The organism is Streptomyces sp. MMS24-W38 (assembly GCF_059889265.1).
This window is the reverse complement of the sequence record NZ_JCBCPP010000001.1, coordinates 933,221-954,616: the sequence shown is the minus strand read 5'-3', so window position 1 is coordinate 954,616 and position 21,396 is coordinate 933,221. Positions and strand designations below refer to the sequence as shown.

General features: G+C 68.7%; 18 protein-coding genes and 3 pseudogenes. 8 read left to right on the top strand and 13 right to left on the bottom strand.

The window, feature by feature from the left end:
* Positions 1 to 503: 503 nt before the first annotated feature.
* Positions 504 to 1,514: a YihY/virulence factor BrkB family protein gene (locus tag AC6F7H_RS03230; RefSeq protein ID WP_500755060.1), complete on the top strand. Its 1,011-nt coding sequence runs from the start codon at positions 504 to 506 to the stop codon at positions 1,512 to 1,514.
* Between the two features lie 283 nt (positions 1,515 to 1,797).
* Here AC6F7H_RS03230 and AC6F7H_RS03225 read toward each other — a convergent pair whose 3' ends face one another.
* A complete protein-coding gene (locus tag AC6F7H_RS03225; RefSeq protein WP_500755059.1) occupies positions 1,798 to 2,217 on the bottom strand; it encodes a transposase in 420 nt (139 codons plus the stop codon).
* A 63-nt stretch (positions 2,218 to 2,280) separates the two neighbouring features.
* A pseudogene (locus AC6F7H_RS03220) lies at positions 2,281 to 2,526 on the bottom strand (lysine transporter LysE); the annotation flags it as partial.
* 121 nt (positions 2,527 to 2,647) lie between these two features.
* Between AC6F7H_RS03220 and AC6F7H_RS03215 the strand changes: the two are divergent.
* Together AC6F7H_RS03215 and AC6F7H_RS03210 are read left to right on the top strand one after the other, a co-directional pair.
* Positions 2,648 to 3,853 carry a cytochrome P450 gene (locus AC6F7H_RS03215; RefSeq protein ID WP_500755057.1) on the top strand — a complete coding sequence of 402 codons (1,206 nt, stop codon included), beginning with the start codon at positions 2,648 to 2,650 and terminating at the stop codon, positions 3,851 to 3,853.
* Between the two features lie 12 nt (positions 3,854 to 3,865).
* Positions 3,866 to 4,063 (top strand): ferredoxin, encoded by a 198-nt coding sequence (locus AC6F7H_RS03210; protein ID WP_055571498.1) that lies wholly within the window; start codon positions 3,866 to 3,868, stop codon positions 4,061 to 4,063.
* A gap of 191 nt (positions 4,064 to 4,254) precedes the next feature.
* Here the strand turns inward: AC6F7H_RS03210 and AC6F7H_RS03205 are convergent.
* From AC6F7H_RS03205 to AC6F7H_RS03190, 4 genes and pseudogenes are all read right to left on the bottom strand, one after another.
* A pseudogene (locus AC6F7H_RS03205) lies at positions 4,255 to 4,878 on the bottom strand (IS3 family transposase); the annotation flags it as partial.
* A gap of 47 nt (positions 4,879 to 4,925) precedes the next feature.
* Positions 4,926 to 5,243, bottom strand: coding sequence for a transposase (locus AC6F7H_RS03200; protein WP_500755056.1), 318 nt, complete (start codon positions 5,241 to 5,243; stop codon positions 4,926 to 4,928).
* 193 nt (positions 5,244 to 5,436) lie between these two features.
* On the bottom strand, positions 5,437 to 6,873 hold the full coding sequence (locus AC6F7H_RS03195; RefSeq protein WP_500755054.1) for a trimethylamine monooxygenase: 1,437 nt from the start codon (positions 6,871 to 6,873) through the stop codon (positions 5,437 to 5,439).
* Positions 6,874 to 7,333: 460 nt separating this feature from the next.
* Positions 7,334 to 8,103, bottom strand: a pseudogene (locus AC6F7H_RS03190) (transposase family protein).
* Between the two features lie 204 nt (positions 8,104 to 8,307).
* Here AC6F7H_RS03190 and AC6F7H_RS03185 point away from each other — a divergent pair.
* On the top strand, positions 8,308 to 8,529 hold the full coding sequence (locus tag AC6F7H_RS03185; protein ID WP_500755052.1) for a helix-turn-helix domain-containing protein: 222 nt from the start codon (positions 8,308 to 8,310) through the stop codon (positions 8,527 to 8,529).
* A gap of 371 nt (positions 8,530 to 8,900) precedes the next feature.
* On the opposite strand, the gene ltrA is transcribed toward AC6F7H_RS03185, so the two are convergent.
* The 4 genes from ltrA to AC6F7H_RS03165 all read right to left on the bottom strand — a co-directional run bounded on the left by ltrA (position 8,901) and on the right by AC6F7H_RS03165 (position 12,904).
* Positions 8,901 to 10,157 carry a group II intron reverse transcriptase/maturase gene (ltrA, locus tag AC6F7H_RS03180; protein WP_500754556.1) on the bottom strand — a complete coding sequence of 419 codons (1,257 nt, stop codon included), beginning with the start codon at positions 10,155 to 10,157 and terminating at the stop codon, positions 8,901 to 8,903.
* Between the two features lie 538 nt (positions 10,158 to 10,695).
* Positions 10,696 to 11,196, bottom strand: a complete 501-nt coding sequence (locus tag AC6F7H_RS03175) for a transposase (protein WP_500755050.1) — start codon at positions 11,194 to 11,196, stop codon at positions 10,696 to 10,698.
* Between the two features lie 289 nt (positions 11,197 to 11,485).
* Positions 11,486 to 12,169, bottom strand: a complete 684-nt coding sequence (locus AC6F7H_RS03170; RefSeq protein ID WP_500755048.1) for an HdeD family acid-resistance protein — start codon at positions 12,167 to 12,169, stop codon at positions 11,486 to 11,488.
* Between the two features lie 600 nt (positions 12,170 to 12,769).
* A complete protein-coding gene (locus AC6F7H_RS03165; RefSeq protein WP_500755046.1) occupies positions 12,770 to 12,904 on the bottom strand; it encodes a hypothetical protein in 135 nt (44 codons plus the stop codon).
* A 48-nt stretch (positions 12,905 to 12,952) separates the two neighbouring features.
* On the opposite strand from AC6F7H_RS03165, the gene AC6F7H_RS03160 reads away from it, so the two are divergent.
* Positions 12,953 to 13,234 carry a hypothetical protein gene (locus tag AC6F7H_RS03160; protein WP_500755045.1) on the top strand — a complete coding sequence of 94 codons (282 nt, stop codon included), beginning with the start codon at positions 12,953 to 12,955 and terminating at the stop codon, positions 13,232 to 13,234.
* Between the two features lie 283 nt (positions 13,235 to 13,517).
* On the opposite strand, the gene AC6F7H_RS03155 is transcribed toward AC6F7H_RS03160, so the two are convergent.
* Entirely contained in the window at positions 13,518 to 13,730 is a 213-nt protein-coding gene (locus AC6F7H_RS03155) for a hypothetical protein (RefSeq protein WP_500755044.1), read from the bottom strand.
* A gap of 223 nt (positions 13,731 to 13,953) precedes the next feature.
* Entirely contained in the window at positions 13,954 to 14,676 is a 723-nt protein-coding gene (locus AC6F7H_RS03150) for a dienelactone hydrolase family protein (RefSeq protein ID WP_500755043.1), read from the bottom strand.
* 919 nt (positions 14,677 to 15,595) lie between these two features.
* On the opposite strand from AC6F7H_RS03150, the gene AC6F7H_RS03145 reads away from it, so the two are divergent.
* The 3 genes from AC6F7H_RS03145 (at position 15,596) to AC6F7H_RS03135 (ending at position 19,868) form a co-directional block, all read left to right on the top strand.
* Positions 15,596 to 17,890, top strand: a complete 2,295-nt coding sequence (locus tag AC6F7H_RS03145; RefSeq protein ID WP_500755042.1) for an FUSC family protein — start codon at positions 15,596 to 15,598, stop codon at positions 17,888 to 17,890.
* A gap of 487 nt (positions 17,891 to 18,377) precedes the next feature.
* Complete coding sequence (locus tag AC6F7H_RS03140; RefSeq protein ID WP_500755041.1) at positions 18,378 to 19,064, top strand: SDR family oxidoreductase; 687 nt, start codon at positions 18,378 to 18,380, stop codon at positions 19,062 to 19,064.
* Between the two features lie 45 nt (positions 19,065 to 19,109).
* Positions 19,110 to 19,868 (top strand): SDR family oxidoreductase, encoded by a 759-nt coding sequence (locus AC6F7H_RS03135; protein WP_500755039.1) that lies wholly within the window; start codon positions 19,110 to 19,112, stop codon positions 19,866 to 19,868.
* Positions 19,869 to 19,886: 18 nt separating this feature from the next.
* On the opposite strand, the gene AC6F7H_RS03130 is transcribed toward AC6F7H_RS03135, so the two are convergent.
* A complete protein-coding gene (locus AC6F7H_RS03130) occupies positions 19,887 to 21,023 on the bottom strand; it encodes an alpha/beta fold hydrolase (protein ID WP_500755038.1) in 1,137 nt (378 codons plus the stop codon).
* Between the last annotated feature and the right edge of the window lie 373 nt (positions 21,024 to 21,396).

Below are 21,396 nucleotides of genomic sequence, written 5' to 3'. Positions count from 1 at the left end.
TTCCGGGCGGTGACTCCGGTGCCTGCAGCCTCGTGCCGAGCGCGGCGCCGGGGCGACACTCGCGACGTGGAGGATCTCCCGGACCGTGGAGGCGGCGATGGGGCGGCCGGCTCGGCTCGGCTCGGCTCGGCTCGGCTCGGCTCGGCCTGGATCTTCGGGGCCGAAGACCGGTCAGGAGGTCATCCTCTCCCCGGAGCTGCCGAAGACGTCGGCCGCATACTGGATGCTGATGCAGGTCTCAATGGTGCTCGGTTTTTCACCGCGTGGCCCGTGAACGCCTGGCTGCTCCGGGCGGGCTCGAAGGAACGGATGTGAGATCTCCCCGACGCCGGTCCTCCGACGTGCGTGGACGGCCGGTGCAGGTGTGTCGGCAGCCAAACCGCCGGCCCGTCCGTCCTCACCCTGGAGCGACCGGGACGCCGGACCGGGCTGCACGAACCTGAGACCGGACGCGCCATCGCCTGGCACAACGAACGCCTCGGGCCTCGGGAAAGGCGCGAACGATGACACTCCACGAGCGTCTGGACCGCTACCAGCGAGGTCACCGCTGGGTGGGACTGCCGCTCGCCGTGCTGTACAAGTTCTACGACGACCAAGCCCTGTACCTCGCCGCCCTCCTCACCTACTACGGCTTCCTCTCCCTCTTCCCGCTCCTCCTCATCCTCGTCACCGTCCTGAGCACCTTCCTCAGCAACGATCCCGCCCTGCGCCAGCGGGTCCTCGACTCGGCCCTGAGCAAGTTCCCCGTCATCGGCGACCAGATCGCCGGCAACATCCACTCCTTCCACGGCAGCGGTACCGCACTCGCCGTGGGCATCGCGGGCAGCATCTACGGCTCTCTGGGCGTGGCCCAGGCAGCGCAGTACGCCCTCAACAAGATCTGGGCAGTGCCCCGGCACGCCCGGCCGGACCCCTTCCGCTCACGGCTCAAAGGACTGCTGTTCCTGCTGATCCTGGCACTCGGACTGTGCGCGTTCACCCTGCTGTCCGTGGTGGCCTCGCAGACGTACCTGTTCGGCGCGCGGCTGTGGGGCGGGGCCTGGATCGCCGCCACGGTGGCGTCCGTGGGCCTCACCACCTCGCTGCTCCTCGTGAGCTACCGCTTGCTGACGCAGCGGGAGCTGCCGCTGCGCGGACTCGTCATGATCGCGCTCGGCGCTGCCTGCGCGTGGCAGGGGCTGCAATGGGTGGGCACCTATTACGTCAGCCATGTCCTGCGCGGGAGCACAGCCACCTACGGCCTGTTCGGCATCGTCCTGGGGCTGCTCGCCTGGCTCTATGTGGGGGCACTCATCTTCATCACGGCTGCCGAGGTCGGAGCCGTCCGGCTGCTGCGGCTGTGGCCGCGGAGCCTGCTGACGCCGTTCACGGACCGAGTGGACCTCAGCGTGGGTGACCGTCGCGCCTACCAGTCCTACGCCGCCACCGAAACGTTCAAGGGCTTTCAGAAGATCCGGGTGCACTTCGAGTCGCCGCCGAAGCCTCGGCGCGAACAACCCCCTGACGACCTCTGAGGGGGCCGGGGTCCAGCAATGGGCTCCGGCTACCCGACCCCACCAGTACCACATCCGATCCCCTCTTCGATCACGCGCGGGGCTGCTGGTCCCACTGACGGCGTCGGCGCTCGTGGTCTGCGCGCTGTGGTCTGCGGCGGCGCGCGGGCTCAGCCGGGTGCTGCCGGTAACGGGGCCGGTCACTCTTGTCCTGGTGGTGCCGACCCCCGGATCCGGCGAGTGGCTGGAGGACCGGGTGCGGGAGAGTGCGCTGCTGGGAGAGCACGCCAGAGGGGGTCCGGCCTCACTCCATGGGCGATCGCCCTGGTCGTGGCCGTCGGCGCGGCCATCCAGGTGTACCGGATCGGTGACTCGGGCGCGAAGGCGGCCTGGCAGGGCCGTTTCTCGACGAGCCGGTCCGGCGCCGCCACGGCTGCTTCACCCACAGGACCATGCAGCGTTCGAGGACATCACGTTCCATCCCCGACTCCTTGGCGTCCTTCTTCAGCTGCTTGTTCTCCTCCAGCAGCCGGGCGATCAGCGCGTCCTTGTCCTCCGGCGCCGTCCTCCCCGCGCGCCTGGCCCGCGAGACCCGGCTCGCCGGCGTCGTCTCGTTGACCCCCGAGTCCTGCGCGACCTGCGCGACCGGCTTCCCGGTCTCGGTCACGATCCGCACGGCCCCCTCACGGAACTCCGCGCCGAACTTCCGCCTCTTCTCCGCCATGACTCCCGACTTCCCCTGCAGTGACGGCCTCCAGCTATGAGGGGACGGTCACCGGTCCGCAGGGGACGTTCGGGCGGTCAGGGTGACGAGGCAGGTCGCGACGGCGCCGACGGGCACGGCGATGCCGTAGCCCGCGAGCAGGCCCGCGACGAGCGCGGCGGACCGGGCCTTTGGGGACGGCCGGGCTGCTGCCGGGACCGCGCGGAGAGGTCGGCGGCGGACGGCAGCGGCGAGAACACATCGGTCGTGGACATGGCCGGATCCTGTATCCCGCGCCGTTCGGGCGGCAACCGAACTACGATGCGGAATGAGTGGTTCCCAGCCGGATCCCGCAGGTCCCCGATCTGGCCGAACTTCATGTCGTGCACCTAGGTGCGCCGGGCATCTATAGAAGATCGGCACGACGCATCCATCGTCTGCGAGGTCTTCCATGACAGACCTGACCGAACTGTCCGAGCCCGTCTCCTTCCCCCAGGACCGGACCTGCCCCTATCACCCGCCCACCGGGTACGACCCGCTGCGCACCGCCCGGCCACTGGCCCGCATCCAGCTCTACGACGGCCGCCCGGCCTGGCTCGTGACCGGCCACGCCGTCGCCCGCGACCTGCTGGCGGACCCCCGGCTGTCCACGGACCGCACCCGCTCGGGCTTCCCCGTCACCACGCCCCGCTTCGCCGCGGTCCGCGACCGCAAGCCGGCACTCCTGGGCGTCGACGATCCCAAGCACCGCACCCAGCGGCGGATGATGATCCCGAGCTTCACCCTCAAGCGCGCCACCGAGCTGAGGCCGCGCATCCAGGAGATCGTCGATGAACTGCTGGACGCGATGATCGCGCAGGGGCCGCCCGTCGACCTGGTGCGCGCCTTCGCGCTGCCGGTTCCTTCCATGGTGATCTGCGCCCTGCTCGGCGTGCCCTACGCCGACCACGAGTTCTTCGAGGAGCAGTCGAGGCGGCTGTTGCGGGGACCGACGGCCGAGGAGACGCAGGACGCCCGGGACCGGCTGGCGGCGTACCTGGAGGAACTGATCGACCTCAAGCAGCGGCAGCCCGGCGAGGGCCTGCTGGACGAACTCGTCCAGCAGCGACTGCGCGAGGGCGAGCTGGACCGCGAGGAGCTGACCGCGCTGGCGATGATCCTCCTGGTCGCGGGCCACGAGACCACGGCCAACATGATCTCCCTCGGCACCTACACGCTCTTGCTGCACCCCGACCGGCTGGCCGAACTGCGCGCCGACCCCTCGCTGCTGCCGGACGCGATCGAGGAACTCATGCGGATGCTGTCCATCGCGGACGGGCTGCTGCGGCTGGCCACCGAGGACATCGAGATCGCCGGGACCACGATCAGGGCCGGGGACGGCGTGGTCTTCTCCACCTCCGTCATCAACCGCGACGAGGACGTCTATCCGGCGCCCGACACGCTCGACTTCCACCGCTCGACCCGTCACCACGTCGCCTTCGGCTTCGGCATCCACCAGTGCCTCGGCCAGAACCTCGCCCGCACCGAGCTGGAGATCGCCCTGCGCACGCTCCTCGAACGGCTGCCCGGGCTCCAGCTCGCCGCCCCGCCGGAGGAGATCCCCTTCAAACCCGGCAACACCATCCAGGGGATGCTGGAACTCCCCGTCAGCTGGTAAGAGGCTGCCGTCATGCACATCGAGATCGACAAGGACCGCTGCATCGGCGCCGGACAGTGCGCCCTGACCGCGCCGGGAGTGTTCACCCAGGACGACGACGGCTTCAGCGCCCTGCTGCCCGGCCGGGAGGACGGAGCCGGCGACCCGCTGGTCCGGGAGGCCGCCCGAGCCTGCCCCGTGGGCGCCATCACGCTGTCCGAGGACGAGTAGCGGGTCACGCCGACCGACGGTCCGCCGCCGCACGCGGCGGGCCGGCCGGCCCGCCGCGTGCGGCGGCGGACCGTGGCCCAGGCGGCGCGGGACACTGGACTCCAGCAGCTCGACTCCACGTAATCCGGGGCACAGCACAGGCTGTTGAAGGCCTCCGCGAGGGCGTTGTCGTACGAGTCGCCGCGTGAGCCGACCGATGCCACGGCGGCCTCATCGGCGAGGCGTTCGGTGTAGCGCAGGGCGCGGTATTGCACGCCGCGATCGGAGTGATGGACCAGTCCGGCCAGGTCCGCGCCGTCGCGCCGGCGGCGCCAGATACCCATGTCCAGGGCGTCGAGGGCGAGGTCGGTGTAGAGGCTGGTGGCGACCTGCCAGCCGACGACCATGCGGGAGAAGACGTCGATGACGAACGCGGCGTACACCCAGCCGGAGAAGGTGCGGATGTAGGTGATGTCCGCGACCCACAGCTGGTTCGGTCCGCTCGCGGTGAACTCGCGTTTGACCAGGTCGGCGGGGCGGCCGGTCTCGGGAGCCGGCCGGGTGGTGCGCGGGCCCCTAGCCCTGCTCACGCCGCGCAGGCCGGCCTCGCGCATGAGGCGTTCCACGGTGCAGCGGGCCACGTTCCGCCCGGCTCTGCGCAGCGCGGCGTGGATCTTCCGGGCGCCGTAGACGCCGTAGTTGGCGGCGTGGAGCACGCGGATCTCCTGGGTGAGCCGCGCATCGCGCAGGCTGCGGGCACTGGGGGGCCTGCTGGCGGCGGCGTAGTAGGTGCTCGGCGCGATCTCGGCGTCGGTGCCCTTCAGGGCCTCGCAGATCGGCTGGACGCCGAACTCCTGTTTGTGCTGGTCGACGTAGGCGACCTTCAGCGCAGTGGGCGGTCCAGCTCCGCGGCGAAGAAAGCCGAGGCGGACTTCAGGATGGCGTTGGCCCGGCGCAGCTCCTTGTTCTCGCGTTCCAGCTCGGCGATCCGGGCGGCGTCGGCGCTGGTGGTGCCCTCGCGCAGGCCCTCGTCGGTCTCGGCCCGCTTGACCCAGGTGCGCAGGGCCTCGGGGTGGACGTCGAGCTGTTCGGCGATGCGGCGGATTGCTCCGGTCCGGCCGGCGGGGTCCTGGCGGGCCTCGACCGCCATCCGTGTCGCGCGCTCACGCAGTTCGTCGGAGTACTTCTTGGGGGCAGCCATGGTCGGCATCCTTCCGGGTCTTCGATGTCTCCATCAAACCCAGGGCGATTCAGAGGCTCAACGGCGCACTCCCCCTGACCCCAGCAACCGACATCCCCCAGTTGTGCCCACCCCATGGATACGGGTCAGGGGCCCGCAGTGAGAGCTGCTGGGCCCCTGACCCGTAGTGGGGTCCGCCCCCGACCTCGGGGAATTACGCCGCTAGGCTGCGCTCAGCGTTCTGCAGGGTCTTGGCGGTGTCTTTGGCGAGGTAACGCTCGATCGAGTCGTCGAGTTCTTCGAGCCACGGTGTGTGGTGCTCGGCGGCCAGGGTTCCCGTCATGACCGAGCGGTAGACACGGTCGCGGTAGCCCATGATGTCGGCCCTCTTGTCGCACTTCCACGAGAGGAAGATCTCGACGACCCGGTCGAGGTCGAACTCGGGGTAGTCCGTCTGCCGCAGCAGATCGCGCACGTAGTCGGCCTGGAAGCGGACCTCTTCGGCGTCCGAGGAAAGCTTCTCGAAACGTTCCCGCCACTCGGCGATGGACGCGGAGCGTTCGGTCTCCGACGGCAGCTCGGCGCGGCCCAGGATGAGGTCGCGTACGTACCAGGCCTGCGCGTCGAACATGTTGAAGGTGAACCACTGGTCCTGCGCGCCGAGGTAGGCCAGACGTGGGTTGTCCTGCCACACGACACCGCGGTAAAGGCCGTCCGGGTACACGTTGTTCGGGGAGGCCAGCGCGAGCTCGTCGGGCAGGAACGGGTACTTGTGCAGGTAGCCGGTGCACAGGATGACGGCGTCGATGTGCTTCGAGGTGTCGTCGGCGAAGTGGACCGTGTTGCCCTCGATGCGCTTGATGACGGGGCGTTCCTCGAAGCCCTCGGGCCAGTCGTAGCCCATCGGCGCGGAACGATAGCTCGCCGTCACCGAGCGTGCGCCCATCTTGAACGCCTGGCTGCCGATGTCCTCGGCCGAGTAGCTGGAGCCGACGACGAGGACGTCCTGCCCCTTGAAGGCTTCCGCGCCGCGGAAGTCGTGCGCGTGGGCGATGTACCCGGGGAAGGTCTCGATGCCAGGGAAATGCGGCACGTTGGGGAAAGCGAAGTGGCCGCTGGCGACGACCACATGGTCGAATTCCTCGGTCGTCGTTTCTCCGGTGGGGAGATTCTCGACCGTGAGCGTGAAGACCTCACGCTCGGCGTCGTATTCCGTCCAGCGCACGACGGTCTGGAAACGAATGAAATCGCGCACGTTCGTCTTCTTCAGCCGGGCGGCGATGTAGTCCCACAGAACCGGGCGCGGCGGGTATGAGGAGACGGCGCGACCGAAGTGCTCGTCGAAGGTGTAATCAGCGAACTCCAGCGCTTCCTTCGGCGCATTCGACCACAGATTGCGGTACATACTCGAGTGCACGGGCTCGCCGCACTCGTCGAGTCCGGTGCGCCAGGTGAAGTTCCACTGGCCACCCCAGTCAGCCTGTTTCTCAAAACAGACAATCTCGGGGATGTCCGCCCCCGCGCGCGCTGCGGTCTCAAAGGCCCGCAGCTGAGCCATGCCCGAGGGGCCGGCACCGACAATCGCTACTCTTTTTCTGTTCGTCACGTATGTCCCTTTATTTTCGCCATGCGGCCCCGTACCCACCCTCACGGGCAGGGCTGAGCCATCCGGTCGCCAGAGTCCGCACGTATCGACCGGTCCAGAGAGACGGATTTCTTTTGACCGTAGCAGGATTGGCTCAGTTGCGCTAATTTGCTATCGCAATCGACGGTGTCAACCTGTCGTAGGTGCGGGCTGCGACAGCCGGTCCGGCTGTGCGACTGCAGGTCGACATCAAGCCCCACTCTCGGCGGATGAACTGCAGCTTTGTCACCTCGTCGGGTGCGACGGGGTCGTCCGCCGGGCTGGCCGTGAAGGTCGTCGCCCTGCATGTCTTCACCCTTTGAACTTCACATCGGCAACGCGGTGGAAAGGGTGGATGGCGCCCTGACGGAAATGTGCTGGACCGCAGCTCCTTCCCGGTCTGCGCAATCTCATTCCTCCGAGATGCAGAAGGAAGCGGATCCGTAATCTGGTTCTCCGTCTTGTCCGAGTGAAGGAGGGTTTTCCATCATCGGTCTGAGCTGGCCGGATGAAGGCAGAGGGCGGCTTGGACGAGGCTGGTGATCCGGGTGGTCGAGCACCGGAGCTTGCGGAGGAGCCGCCAGGACTTGAGGGCGGCCATGGCCTGCTCGACGAGTGCGCGGATCTTCGCGTGGGACCGGTTCACCGCCTGCTGACCGGTGGAAAGGGTCCCCACCGTCCCCAGCACGGAGTGCGGACCGTGCCGCCGGCACCCTGGTAGCCCTTGTCGGCCCAGCACGTGATGTCGGCCTCGGCGAGGGCGTCGACGATGCCGTGTTCGTGAGCCGCGCGGATGTCGTGGACGGCGCTGGGCGGGGTCGGTGAGGCCCACAGCAGCCGGCCGAAGGGATCGGCAAGGACCTGAACGTTCACCCCGTGCCTCTTGTGCTTCCCCGAGTAGTAGGGCCGGTCCGCGGCGATCTCCCCAGCCTTCGGCCGGGAGGTGCCCCCGGTCGATCGGCGGCAGGGTCCCGTCCAGCAGCACGAACGCCTTCAAGGATGCTTTCCGGACCGCCTCCGCAAGGGGCGGCGCGAGAGCGGCCAGGACCTCGACGGCCTCGGTGATGTACCGGTACGCGGTCGTGGTCCCGATACCGAACCCGGCCGCGAGCTGGGCATACGGGTGGCCGTTGCGGAGATGGGCAAGAGTGAGCAGGGCCTGACGGCCGACGCTCAGGCGCCGCCGGCGGGTGCCGAGCTCATGGGGCGGCGCTGACGGAGCTGGGCGGACAGGAAGCGCAGGGCGGAACCGGACACGTCGACGCGATGGGGCCTCTCCTGCTCGAGCGAAGCCGAGAACTCGGGGAAGGGTAGACAAGCACACGAAGCCTCTGGTGGAGACGGATTTCTTGGTCGAAAACCCATCTACCAGGGGCTTCATCTGTCTGTCACCCCAACTGGCCCTCCAACCCGACAGGTTGGAAAGAGCTCAGTCATTGATCGTCGCGTTCCGACGTCGTCATGCGGTATGCGCATGGGGGCGGGCTGACGCCCAAGGAGCAGCAGAAGCGGGGGCTGGTGCGCCTGGAGTCCGCCGAGCGGTTCGCTCGTGGGGAGCCGACCGAGACCGTCGCGCGGGGCCTTCGAGTAACGGCGCGGTCGGTGCGGCGCTGGCAGGGGGCGTGGGAGCAGGGCGGTGCGGACACATTGCGCTCGACGGAGCCGCCTTGGTGGAACGGTTGAGCCGGGCGCAGTTCGGGCTCCTCGGCGGTGAAGTCCCGGCGGACGAAGTCCGCGGCAGCCGGCCGCCTGCCCGGCCTGGTCAGCGACCGGCGGCGACGCACCTTCCGTCCGGCCGGCCCGAGTTCGGCCATGACCTTCGCGACGGTGTTCACCGACACTCGCCGGCCTCTGCGCACCAGCTGGATGAACACCTGCGGCGAGCCGTAGGTGTTCATCCGAGTCGTGGAAGATCTCCTCGGCCAACTGCCGGCGGCTTACCTCACGCGCTGTCGGCGGACGATCCCGGTCGGGTGGCCCCGGGGAATCTCACCCCGGGGCTCCCACAGATCCCGGCGTGAACCTCTCGGTTCACCGGGCTCTTGTCGTCCTGGTCACCAGACAGCCGGAACCGTGTTGACCCAGATCCAGTGCGCGAAGAACCGAGGCCGCAGCCTCACAGCCCGATCCCACGCGGCTTGGGCCTTCTTCCGGTTCCGCAGCCGTTTGTACTTGTTGCGCGACCACCGCATCACGTAGGCGTTGATGCGGGTCAGGAGGGGATACAGCGCCGACCGATAGAAGGCACCGTAGTAGTTCAACCAACCACGCACTACCGGGTTGATCCGTCGTGCGAGGTCCGCTTCGGAAAGGTCCGTACGCTGGTGCAGTCGCCAGGACCGCACCCGTGCACTCATCATCTTCAGAGCTTCCTTGCTGACCGCCGGGTTGAAACCGAGGAACATCTGCCCGGTCTTCGTCCGCGCCCCGCGCGCCCGGAACGTGAACCCCAGGAACGTGAACGCCGTGTGCTCATGCGAGCCGCGCCGCTTCCCGTCCTTGCAGTAGACGATCCGGGTCTTGTCCGGGTGCAGCTCCAGCCCGACCTCGCGCATCCGTTCCTTGATCGCCGCCAGCACGGTGCGCGCCCGCGACTCGCTGACGCAGTGGACCACTGCGTCGTCCACGTAGCGTTCGAACTCGACGCCAGGGAACTCCCGGGCCATCCAGACGTCGAACGCGTAGTGGAGGAACAGATTGGCGAGCACGGGCGATACCGCTGATCCCTGTGGGGTCCCGCGGTCGCGCCCCTGCAATGTCCCGTCGGGCAGTGCCAACGGTGCAGCCAGCCACCGCTTGACATACAGCACCACCCACGGCAAGTCAGTGTTCGCCTCGACCGCCTTGACGATCAGATCCCACGGCACGGAGTCGAAGAACTTCCGGATGTCCAGATCGATCACCCAGTCGTTGCTCCAGCACCGTGTCCGGCAGGTCCCGACCGCGTCCAGCGCGGACCGCTTCGGCCGGTAGCCGTAGGAATCCGGATGGAAGATCGGCTCGACCCTCGCCTCCAGCACCCCGGCCACCACCGTCTGAGCGACCCGGTCGGCGACGGTGGGCACGCCTAAAATTCTCGTGCCCCCGCCGTGCGACTTCGCGATCTCCACCGCGCGGACCGCAGGAGGGAAGTACGTCCCCGAGGACATCCGGTTCCAGATCTTGTACAGGTTGCCCCGCAGATCCTTCTCGAACTCCTCGATCGACACACCGTCCACCCCGGCTGCGCCCTTGTTCGCCCTGACTTTCTCCCACGCCTCCCAGACAGCCCGCTTCGAGATCTCGAACGGCTTGCCTGATGCTTTCAGCACGTCCACGCGACTCCTCCCGGAGCACTTCCGGTTGATCGAACAAACGGCCACGAACGACCCGGCCCCTTCGCTCCACCCCCATTACAGGGGCTTCACAGCTACTACGAACCGGTCCGCCAGCACGACCCGCGACGGTACTCAGGCCCCCTGCGGACAGCCGCAGGAGACACTCCCTCTCGCCGCCCACAGGGCGGACGGTGTCGGATCGCGCCTTCTCACGTTCCGCGTGGAACCCGCAGACCGGGCTCGCGTCGCCTCCATGCCGGACACCGCCTGGCCAGTCGACGGGCTCCCGCCAGGCTCATCCCGGGATCAAGTGGACACCCCGGTTTCGATGTCGTCTGTTTCTATTTCGACACGTCAGCAGCGATTCGCTTGCGCTCGCCTTCCCGATCCCCACCTGACGCCTCGACAGACGCCTTTTCCACATCGCTCACCACGGACGGCATTCAGCCGCCGCAGCATGTGGCGGTTTGGAGCCTCCCCCCGCAGGGCGACTCCGAAGGGCCAGAACCTTCATCTTCCACGCAGCACCGCCTCACGAAGCTCTACCTACATCGAGCTCCCTTCGGCGTTCGTGACACACCCACTTGTAGAACCACGCCTCCGACACCCCCAACGCCCGGCAGGCGGTGCGGTACGGAATCTTCTGCTCGGCCTTGCAACTGCTGATCACCCCGACCGCGACGGCCGGGTCCGCCTCAGCCACTTCACCCCACAAGGCCACGAATCGCTTGCACACATCACGCTCCATTTCCAGCTCGCGGATGCGCTTGTCCTTCTCCCTGGCCTCGGCCCGCAGCCGCTCCAGCTCAGCGCGCTCCCTCTCCCGCAGACGACCACCGGGCGATGGACCGGCCACCGGCCGATCCGACGACGGCGACCCGTTGCGCCGGGCCCGCGAGACCCAGCTGTGCAGCTTCCCCGGGTGGATGCCCAGGTCCTCGGCCACCTCCGGAATCGGCTTCCCGGTCTCCGTCACGATCCGTACCGCTCCCTCGCGGAACTCGGCGTCGTAGATGCGCTTCCTGGATGCCATGACCCCCGACTATCCCTCCGGTCACGGTCTCCACAGGAGGAGGGGAACCTCACCAGCCCCGGTCACGGGAAACGAGGAGACCTCCTCCGCGATCGTGGCGGACGGCGGTGCGCTGGGAGGTGATGCCGAGCGGCGCGCGGACGCCGAAGCGATCCGTTGCTCCATCGTCGGCGCGAGTTCACCACGCGGTCGTCCGCCGCCGGGCGGCGCCGACGCCGACCGGGGCTGTGCCGATCCGGGCGGGAGGTTCTTCGCCACTCGCCGCGGCCGGCCACTTTGGTTCCGCCGATCAGTGCTGGGGGTGCGGACGGGCGTGGAACAGCGGTCGCCGCTGGGTGGTTGTGTCCGGTGCGAGATGACCGATCTCGACACGCGTCCTGATGGCGCGGATCACCTCGGTCAGGCCCAGGACTATGGCCATGACGCCGACCACCAGGGTGAGTGTCGCGATCGAGGCGAACGGCATGATGATCATCACGATGCCGGCCATGGCCCCGATGATGCCGAAGGCCACGTGCCAGCCGCGCGCCGGCATGTCCGGGGCGGAGGCCGCCGCGGCCGTCTCCAGGGTGCCGCGCAGCAGCCAGCTGAAGCCGATCCACAGGGCGAGCAGCAGGATCGACTGCAGGGTGCCCCGGAAGCAGATCAGTCCCAGCAGGATGGAGGCCGCGCCGGTGAGGAAGTGCAGTACGCGAAGATGCCGGCGGACGTGGACGCCGAAGGCAGCGGCGAGCTGGAAGACACCGGTGACCAGCAGATAGACGCCGAAGAGCACGCCGACGACTCGCAGGGTCGCGCCCGGCCAGACGAGGGCGATGACGCCCAGGGCGATGGTGGCCAGGCCCATGGTGAGCAGGAGCTGCCAGCCCATGTTCGCCAGGGCGCCCATGCCTTCGACCAGGGGCGTCTCTCGCGTTCGCGGCTCGGTGACGTGCGGGGGAACGGGACCTGCGGATTCGGAAGGAGATGTCATGACGCCTGCCTCCTTCTGGGAGCAGCGTGGTCACGTCAGTACACGTCCATCGTCACCCGATCGGCCTCATGTCGCTCGGTGGAGCCGGCGGGGGTTCGTGGCGCATGCGGTACTCCCCGAGCGAGCTTCTCCGACCCTGCTCACCGGCACGGCAATCCTCCGGGGCAACAACCTTCACGGGCCGCGTGCCCGAGGGACTGCTACCGCGGCTCGACATCGCTTCGGCGGGCACCCACCTGCTTCACGGGAAATGATCTTGATGAGCGCGGGGTTGTGTCTCGAGGAGCCCATTCGTATCCCCTGACCAGCGCATTTCGTTGGTTCCCCGCATATGTGGATCCGGCCGGGTGCCCTGCGTGTGCTGCTGCCGAAGGGCCGGCCGGGGATCCCGCCGGAGCGCGTGCCCGGGCGCCCGGGAGCAGTGCGGGCAGGGGGCAACGGTTGACGGTTGACCGGCCGGGTCGGACCAACAGGGGGACCACTGGGCCTGTTCTTTATCAAAGGCCGGACCCACCCGGCGACCGTGCACGGGAAGGGGAGTGACGGCGGGCCGTTGCACGGCTGGGCGACCGTCACGCAGTCCGCCTGGGCAATCAAGCCCTACACCGCGTTCTTGGGCGCGTTGCGGCCGGCCGACGAGGTCCGGGTGGAGTTCGAGGTGGCCAGGCTTGGCCCGGTGGACAGGCCCGGGTAGCCGCCGTTCGCGGTCCAGGCGCGACAGCCGATCACAGCCACCCGGCTCGAGGCTGCGGGCAAATCGACCCATCGGCCTACGGTAGGGGCATGAGCGACATCGTCGTCGTGTACGAGCTCGACAAGCCGGTGGCCACACGCTCCTCCTCCGGTTCACCAGGTGATGAAGAACGGCCCGTCCGCCGGGTGCACGCGGCGCCCACCGCGCCGGGAACGCCCACCAGGACCGGACCACGAACCCTCTGCGGCAAGGACACGTTCGTTATGGCGACCGCCCGCCGCAGGCCTTCCGAGCGCCGTGGGGCGCCGTGGTACCCCGATGAGTACGCATCCTTGGTCTGCTCCGACTGCGATGCCGTGATGGAGGTCTGACCGGCACACGCGCCGACATGCCCGGCCGCCTCCTCCCAAGACTTCTCCTTGGAACGCTTCAGGGCTTCCCTGGCGACTTCGCGCCCGTGCACGCTGTGCACGGGCTGCGGGCGGGCCACACCCCCTCACCCGACAGCCGTAAAGAGACGTGACCAGTGTGCCTCGGCAGTGCGACCCAGCGCCCGGAGACACCGCGACAGACAGTCCTTCTTCGCAGGCCAGACCCAGGCATCTGGACACGACAGCGGCACCACCGCGACACAGGCCCCACGTGCCACCGACGTCACCGAGCGCATCCGACGTCCAGCACTTCGATCACGTCACCACGGACGGTGTACACAAGCCAGCACCATTCACCGAACGCTGCGGCCGGCTCCGGGACCTGCACCTCCGGATTCTTGGCCACAGCGGTGATGAGCGTGATGATCTCCTCATGCGTGTCCTCCGGGACGTCGAACAGCACGTCGGCAGCAGGTTGGATCAGTTCGACTTTCATTTCTGGCTTTGTTCACGAGAACCGACAGCACCTGTACACGAGGTTGGTCAGCACTCGAAGCACTGCAGAAATCGAACAGTTCATGACTTCGGGCAGCGCGGGCCCCTGCCGAGTCGGCAGGGGCCCGCGGTATGGAGAGTTGAGGAGGGCCGGGACCTGTCCTCGACGAGCAGTATCCTGGCCGACACCGCTTACCGTCTGCTGCCGGCCTGACGGCCCGGCCTCACTTCAGGTGTCGGTCCAGGAACCGGCACCCGTCCTCCAGCTCGAACCACGGGGTGCCGGTATGCCCGCCCAGATTGGCGTGCAGCGTCTTCTCCTTGCTGCCGAAGGCGTCGAACAGGTCCAGGGCCCGTTGCCGGGGGTTTCCTTCGTCGTCCCACTGCAGCAGGAACAGCAGCGGAATGGTGATTTGCCGGGCCTCCTCGCGCTGGGCGCGGGGCACGTAGCCCCCGGCGAAGAAGCCGACGGCCGCGATGCGCGGCTCGAGGACCGCCAGCCGAATACCGAGGGCGGCCCACCCCCCGGAGTACCCGACCGGGCCGCCGATCTCGGGCAGCTCAAGGAGGGCGTCCAGAGTGGTCCGCCATTCCGGGACCGCGTTTTCGACCAGCGGGCCGATGAAGGACTCGAAGATCTCGTCGACCGGCTCGCCGGCCTGCGTCGCCCGACGGAGGTCGGCGCGGGCCTGCTCGTCGGCGGCGGAACGGGGCCGGTCACCGCACCCGGCGGCGTCGATGGTGGCCACCGCGTAGCCGCGCGCCGCGGTGTACCGGGCCCGGGCCACCAGCCGGGGTTCCGCCCTGGGCAGGCCGTTGTTGTGGGCCATCAGGATCAGCGGGGCCGGTTCGGATCCGGGCGTCCACAGGGTGCCGGGGATCTCGCCGAGAGTGAATTCGCGTTCGAGGACGCCGTCGTCGAGGCGCTGCTCGGAAGTGAATTGCATGGTCGTGCCTTTCGGGAGTGCGCTTAAACGGCGCTCCCGGACGACCTATCGCCCGACCGTGACCCCGGAGGGGAGCACCCATGTCGATACTGCGTTCACGGGTACCACCTCCTCGTTCTCTCGCACGGTCTCCGGGAGACTAGCAACGGTCGCCGTGGTCCGCCAACGGGTATTCGCGGAGGCTCCGTAGCCGGATGCCATGGAGTCGGAACACTACGCAGAGCTGCTTGGGGCCTCATCGCGGCTTCCCGAGGTGAGGCCCTGCGACGGCGAGGCGCGCTGGGGGCGCTGTCGTTTCTCATGAACATCGAACACGACGCGCCGCCGACGCCTCCCAAACTCGTGTACGGGTGCTTTCGGTTCTCGTGAACAAAGCCACCTTGCGTGATCCGGCACGGCGAGTCGGCTCCGAGGTAAAATTCATACCTTAATGCTGTGACTTGCACCCTATGTGATGAGTCGACAACGGTTCATGGTCGCGATTCGCCGCAAAGTCGAGATCACCGACCGCCGGACACACCAGCCGTGGTGCACGACCAAGACGACCCCGGCGTTCAGCGACATGGTCGTCAAGCTCCACCGGACGCTCATCACCGCCCGCCACATTCGCAACCCCGCAGGTCAACCCAGCCGCGAGGAAATCGCGGCGGTCATCCGCGCCTGGGAAGCCGCAGCGGCACAGAGCACCCCGCACCAAGATCACGACCCGCTGCAAGGTCGAGCAGATGACCGACAACGGCACCCGTCTCATGTACGACTCTGCCGCCGGCGCCCTGTCCGTCTATCAAGACGGACACTCCGTGGCCGCTGCCTGTGGCGTCGCCCCGAGGTTCTCGCCCTACTGCGGCACACCGCGGCTCAGGATGGATGGAAGCCACTGCTTGGTTGCCGTGCCACCACCTCACCGAGGCGGATCGCGATGATTCAGATGCGTCAGTTCACCGCGTGGTTGCGCCGCAGGGATCCGGGCCTCGCCGCCATGCGGCGGGCGGCCAGGACCGCGGTGGTGATGCCGTCCCTCTTCGCGCTGTGCACCCAGGTCCTCCACGCACCGGTCATGGGCACCTTCGCCGCGTTCGGCGCGTTCGCGATGCTCTTGCTGGTCGAATACACCGGCCCCGTGGTGCAGCGGCTGCGCGCGCATGCGGCGCTCGGCGCGGCCTGGCTGGTGCTGGTCTCACTGGGCACCCTCGCGTCGCGGTCGGTCTGGATCGCGACTGCTGCGACGCTGGTGGTGGGCTTCGTCGTGCTCTTCTCGGGCGTGGTCAGCTCGGTCCTGGCCGGCGCCACGACGTCGCTGCTGTTGGCGTTCATCCTGCCGGTGTCTTCGCCCGCTCCCCTGGCCCAGCTGCCTGACCGGCTGATCGGCGTGGTGCTGGCGGCCGGGACGTCCCTGATCGCGGTCTGGCTGTTGTGGGCGAGGACGCAGGCCGATCCGCTCAGCGCGCCGGCGGCTCGGGTCTGCCGAGCCGCGGCGGTGCAGTTGCGCACCGATGCGGACTACTTCACGGGCCGTGCCCCCGGCCCTGCCTTCGGGGAGTGCCGTGCCTGCGCCCAGGAGACCAGGTCGAGCACACAGAAGCTGCAGCAGGCGTTCACCGCCACCCCCTACCGGCCCACCAGCCTGTCCACCGGGTCCAGGGCGCTGGTCCGCCTGATCGACGAGCTGACCTGGCTGAGCGCGATCCTTGTGGAGGCCGCCCCCGCCGTCGAGGACGGTTCGACGGGGACCCGGCAGTCCTCAGTGGTGCGCAGGGCCGCTGCCGCCGTACTGGAACCGGCGGCGGAGATGCTCGATGATCCGCGCATCACGCCGGATTGCCTGCGCGCCGGGACGGAGGAGCTTCGTCATGCGTTGACCGCGCTGGAGGACGGGGCAGTCGACCGGCTGCCGATGCCGGACGACGGCTCCGGCGGCAGGCGTGGCCTCGACACCTTGATCGACAGCCTCGACGTCACCTTCCGGGCTCAGGAGGTGGCCTTCGTCGTCCTGCAGATCGCCCGGAACGTCGACATCGCCCGGACCGCCGATCACCGCGGCTGGCCGGACCGCCTGCTCGGCCGCGAGCCCGGATCCCCGGGCAGTCGCCTGACCAGCGCCACGGAACGCGCCGCCGCACATGTCGAACCGCACTCCATATGGCTGCACAACAGCATCCGCGGCGCCATCGGCCTGGGCGTCGGCATCGCACTGGCCGACGTGACCGGCGTCCAGCACGGCTTCTGGATCACGCTGGGCATCCTGTCGGTGCTGCGTTCCAACGCTCTCAGCACCGGACAGAACGTCTTCCGTGCCCTCGGCGGCACCCTGGTCGGCTCGGTCCTGGGCGCCGGTCTGCTCCAGCTCATCGGACACGACACGACCGTGCTGTGGATCCTGCTGCCCGTCGCGGTGATGGCCGCGGGTGTCGTCCCGGCCGCGATCTCGTTCACCGCCGGGCAGGCGGCCTTCACGCTTGCCCTGGTAATCCTGTTCGACATCGCCCAGCCGGCGGACCTGTCGGTCGTCCTGTTCCGTATCGAGGACATCGCGCTCGGCTGTGCGGTGAGCCTGGTCGTCGGCCTGATCTTCTGGCCGCGCGGCGCGTCCGCCGCCCTCGCCAGGGCGTTGGCGGAGGCGTATGTCGACAGCGCGCGCTATGTGCTCGGGGCAGTGGGCTATGCGGTGTCCTGCTGTACTTTCAGGCCCGAAACCATCGAGCGCCCGCGGGAGGGCCGCCGGGCGGCGGCCGCGGCGCGCCGACTGGACGACGCCTTCAGGACCTATCTGGCCGAGCGCGGAGCAAAGAACGTCTCGTTGTGCGAGACGACGACTCTGATCACCGGTGTCGTGGGGCTCCGTCTGGCCGCCGACGCGGTCCTGGAACTGTGGCGGCGGGCCCCGGGCGGCCGACCGCTCGAGGACCGCGCTGCCGCGCAGAGGGAGCTGCTGGTCATGGCGGAACGGGTCTTCCGGTGGTACGAGACCCTGGCCGAGGGGCTGGAGAGCGAAGGGCCGGTACCGGAGCCTTTGGAGTCCGACCGGGAGCACAACGCCCGGCTGGTCGAGGCGGTCCGCCGGGACCTGCGTGATGCGGACGGACGGACGGCGGGGACCGGCATCCGCATCATCTGGACCGGCGACCATCTGGAAGCAGTGCGGCGGCTCCAGTCGCCCATCGCGGCGGCAGCCGGTCACGCCGACGCGCGCGTTGCCGTCATCGAATCAGTTTGACTCCGCAGGTGTCGACAACCCACTCAGTCGCGCTCGGCATGCTCACACCCATCGAGTTCGAGCTGAGGGCAGCTCCCTCGATCGCCTGGAGCCCACGATGAAGTCCCCGCCATTCGACCAGGTCAGCGCCTGCGCCGGTGTTCTGGGGGGAGGCCTCGCACGTCATCTCGACGGCGGTTGCTCTCTGTGGATTGACCGCCGAAGGGAAAGGGGGCCCGTAGCCGAGCACCGTCTCACGTGCGTCGCTGCGGCGTCCGATGCACGCTGGTGATGGAGAGGACTTTTTACGTGGGGACCCTGCGTGGCACTGGCCTGAAATGCAGGTGAAGATCGAGAACCGGCCTCCAGGTGTCGAGTCGCCCTTTGTGCCAGTCGTGCATGGACCTGGGGGCGTGCCAGGACGCGGTCCGGTTCAGGCCCCATCGCAGAGTCGTCCCTCGCCTCAGTGCCTGCTGTGCTCGGCAGGCGGCAGCGGGAAGGAAGCGCGATGGAGATCAAGGGATCGATCGCTCTGGTGACGGGGGCCAATCGTGGTATCGGACGCGCGTTCGCCCGGGCGCTGATCGAGCGGGGAGCAGCCAAGGTCTACGCCGGTGTCCGCGATCCGTCGAGCGTGAGCGACGATGACCTTTCTGCGCTGCGCCTGGACGTCACCAAGCCGGAGGATGTCGCCGCGGCGGCCGAGACCGCCGGTGACGTCACCATCGTCGTCAACAACGCGGGCGTTGCCGGTTTTGAGACCGAACTGCTGACGGGTTCCTTCGACGGTGCACGCGAGGCGATGGAGGTCAACTACTTCGGCACGTGGGCCGTGTCCCGTGCCTTCGCCCCGGTCCTGGCGCGCAACGGCGGCGGCGCACTGGTGAACATGCTGTCGGCTGCCTCCTGGATCCCCCGGCCGGAGTACCCCGGGTATGCGGCGTCCAAGGCAGCCCAGTGGTCGTTGACGGGCGCGCTGCGGGAGGGCCTGCACGAGCAGGGAACACTCGTGATCGGGGTCCACGCCGGTTTCGTGGAGACGGACCTCAGCAGCTTCACGGACGCGCCGAAGATCAGCGCGGCGGACGTGGCGGTGCAGACGATGGACGCCCTGGCGAACGACCGGGTCGAGGTGCTCGCCGACGAGCGGACCAAGCAGATCAAGCATGCCCTGGCGCAACCACTCCAACAGTGAGAAGAAGCCCGGGCGGGACCGTGACGCCACAGCACAGGAGGATTCATGACCTCTGAACCGCCTGGAGGGCACAGCGCCGGCGGCCTGCCCCTGCTCGGGCAGACCCTCGTCGTCATCGGCGGGAGCGCGGGCATCGGACTGGCGACCGCACGGCTCGCCCGTAGCCAGGGCGCCTCCGTGGTCCTCACCGGACGGGACCCAAAACGGCTGCGCACCGCGGCCATGGAGGCCGACGCGCTCAGCACCGCGGCCTTCGACGCCCACGACGCGGCGCAGCTGGAGCGGTTCTTCCAGCAGCTGCCGGGGCCGATCGACCACGTGATGGTCACCGCGGGAGGCCCGTCCTACGGCCGCCTTCTGGACATGGACGCCGAGCAGGCACGCCGGGCGATCAGCGACCACATGGTGCTCGCACTCGAGGTCGCGCACCACTGCGCCGGCACCTTACGGTCGGGCGGCACGCTGCTGCTCCTGGGCGGCACGGGAGCCCGCAGGGTCCGGGCCGCTCTCGGTGTCGCCCCCGCGGTCACCGCCGCGATGCCCGCGTTCACGGCCAGTCTCGCACTCGAGCTCGCGCCGGTCCGGGTGAACCTGATCGCCGCCGGCTTCGTGGACACGCCGTTGTCGGCCCGCCTGCTCGGCGACGCGCTCGACGCCCGTCGCGAGGAGCTGCGCGCCGCGCTGCCCATCGGCCGTGTAGTCGTACCCGACGACGTGGCGGCGCTCGCCGTGCACATCATGACCAACACCGCACTCACGGGTGCGACCTACGACATCGACGGAGGCCAGCAACTCGTCGGCTGAGCCACACATCGATGGCGATCATTTGCCGAGCGTCGCGGCCGGCTGAGGTCGTGTGCTCCGGCCTTGGTTGCGGTACGGGGCCAGGAACGGGGTCAGCGCCGCGAGCACTTCCTGGGGTGCCTCCTCGGCCACCCAGTGGCCGGTGCCGGGGATTACTACGCTCCGCACGTCGTGTGCGACAAGTTTCATGGTGCCGGCGACGTTGTTACCGAGGCTTCCCGCACCGCCGATCGCAAGGACGGGCAGGGTCAGCAGGCGTGTTTTGCGTTGCTGGTCCTGCGCGCTGGTGATGTCGAGCGCGCGGTACCACCCAAAGCTGCCGCGCAGGGATTCGTGCTGGGAGGCGAGGATCCGGACGTAGTGGTCGACGGCGTAGTCGGGGAGTTCTCGTACGGCCTTGGTGGCGAACTGCCAGCCGAAGTAGATGCCTTCGCGTCCCCGGACGAGCTGTTCGTTCACGTCGGTGAGCCGGTTGAAGGGGATGTGCCACAGCCGGTTGTTGACCTGCGCGGTGCCGATCAGGGGAGGCGACGGGGTCACGGCCGGGAGGAACGCCTCGGCGACGGCCAGGCGGGCGACGCGCTCCGGGTGGTCTGCGGCCAGCGCGTAGGCGATGGGCATTCCGGTGTCATGGCCGACCACGGCGAACCGCTGGTGGCCGAGTGCGTCCATCAGAGCGACCATGTCGCGTGCCAGGGTACGGGTGTCGTACCCGCTCTCGGGTTTCTCGGTCAGCCCGATGCCGCGTTGGTCGACGGCGACGACCGTGAAGTGTTCGGCCAGTTCCGGCATCACCAGGCGCCAGGCGTACCAGGTCTCGGGCCAGCCGTGTATCAGGAGCAGCGGCGGTCCTTCACCTCCGACGACCACGTGCTGGCGGATTCCATTGGCTTGGACGAAACGGCTGGTGAACGTCTTGGTGAACCCAGCCGGCAGGTGCGGCGCCTGCCCGACGGAGCCGAGGCCTTCGGGCGTGGGTATGGATGTGGCCTGGGGCTGCGGGGCCCCGCCGCGGAGCCCCGTGACGGCGGTCAACGCTACGCCTCCCAGGCCGAGCCCCAGTGCACCCGCACCGGCCGTGCGCAGCACGTGGCGCCGGGGCAATCCGGCGTTGGTCTGGTCTTCGGAGTCGCCGTTCCCGGATGCCTGTGACATGCGCTCCCTTTCCGCTTCTGACGAGCGTTTTCAGTGACAAGCAGTGACGCGTCGGATCGGTCGTCTCCGGCCTCGTGGTAGGGGTCGCGACAGCGCGCCATGCCCGCGGACGAGCATGAGCGCAGGTCTCACGCCTGCTGAGCTCATGCTGGGGTGCGCCCCCTGCCCCCGCAATCGGAGCCACGCGTGACGGCCCGGCCGCTGTCCGCGCGCGGCTCGCGGGGTGCGTGGAGAGACCGGGAGTGGCGAGGAGGAGGCGGGAATGAGCTAGATGGCGCTTGGTGTCCGCTTCACGCTATGTGACGGTGCTGGTAAAGCGTTCGACGACCACGGACGTCAGCCGCACGTCCGTCATTTCCGGAGCGAAAGCGGG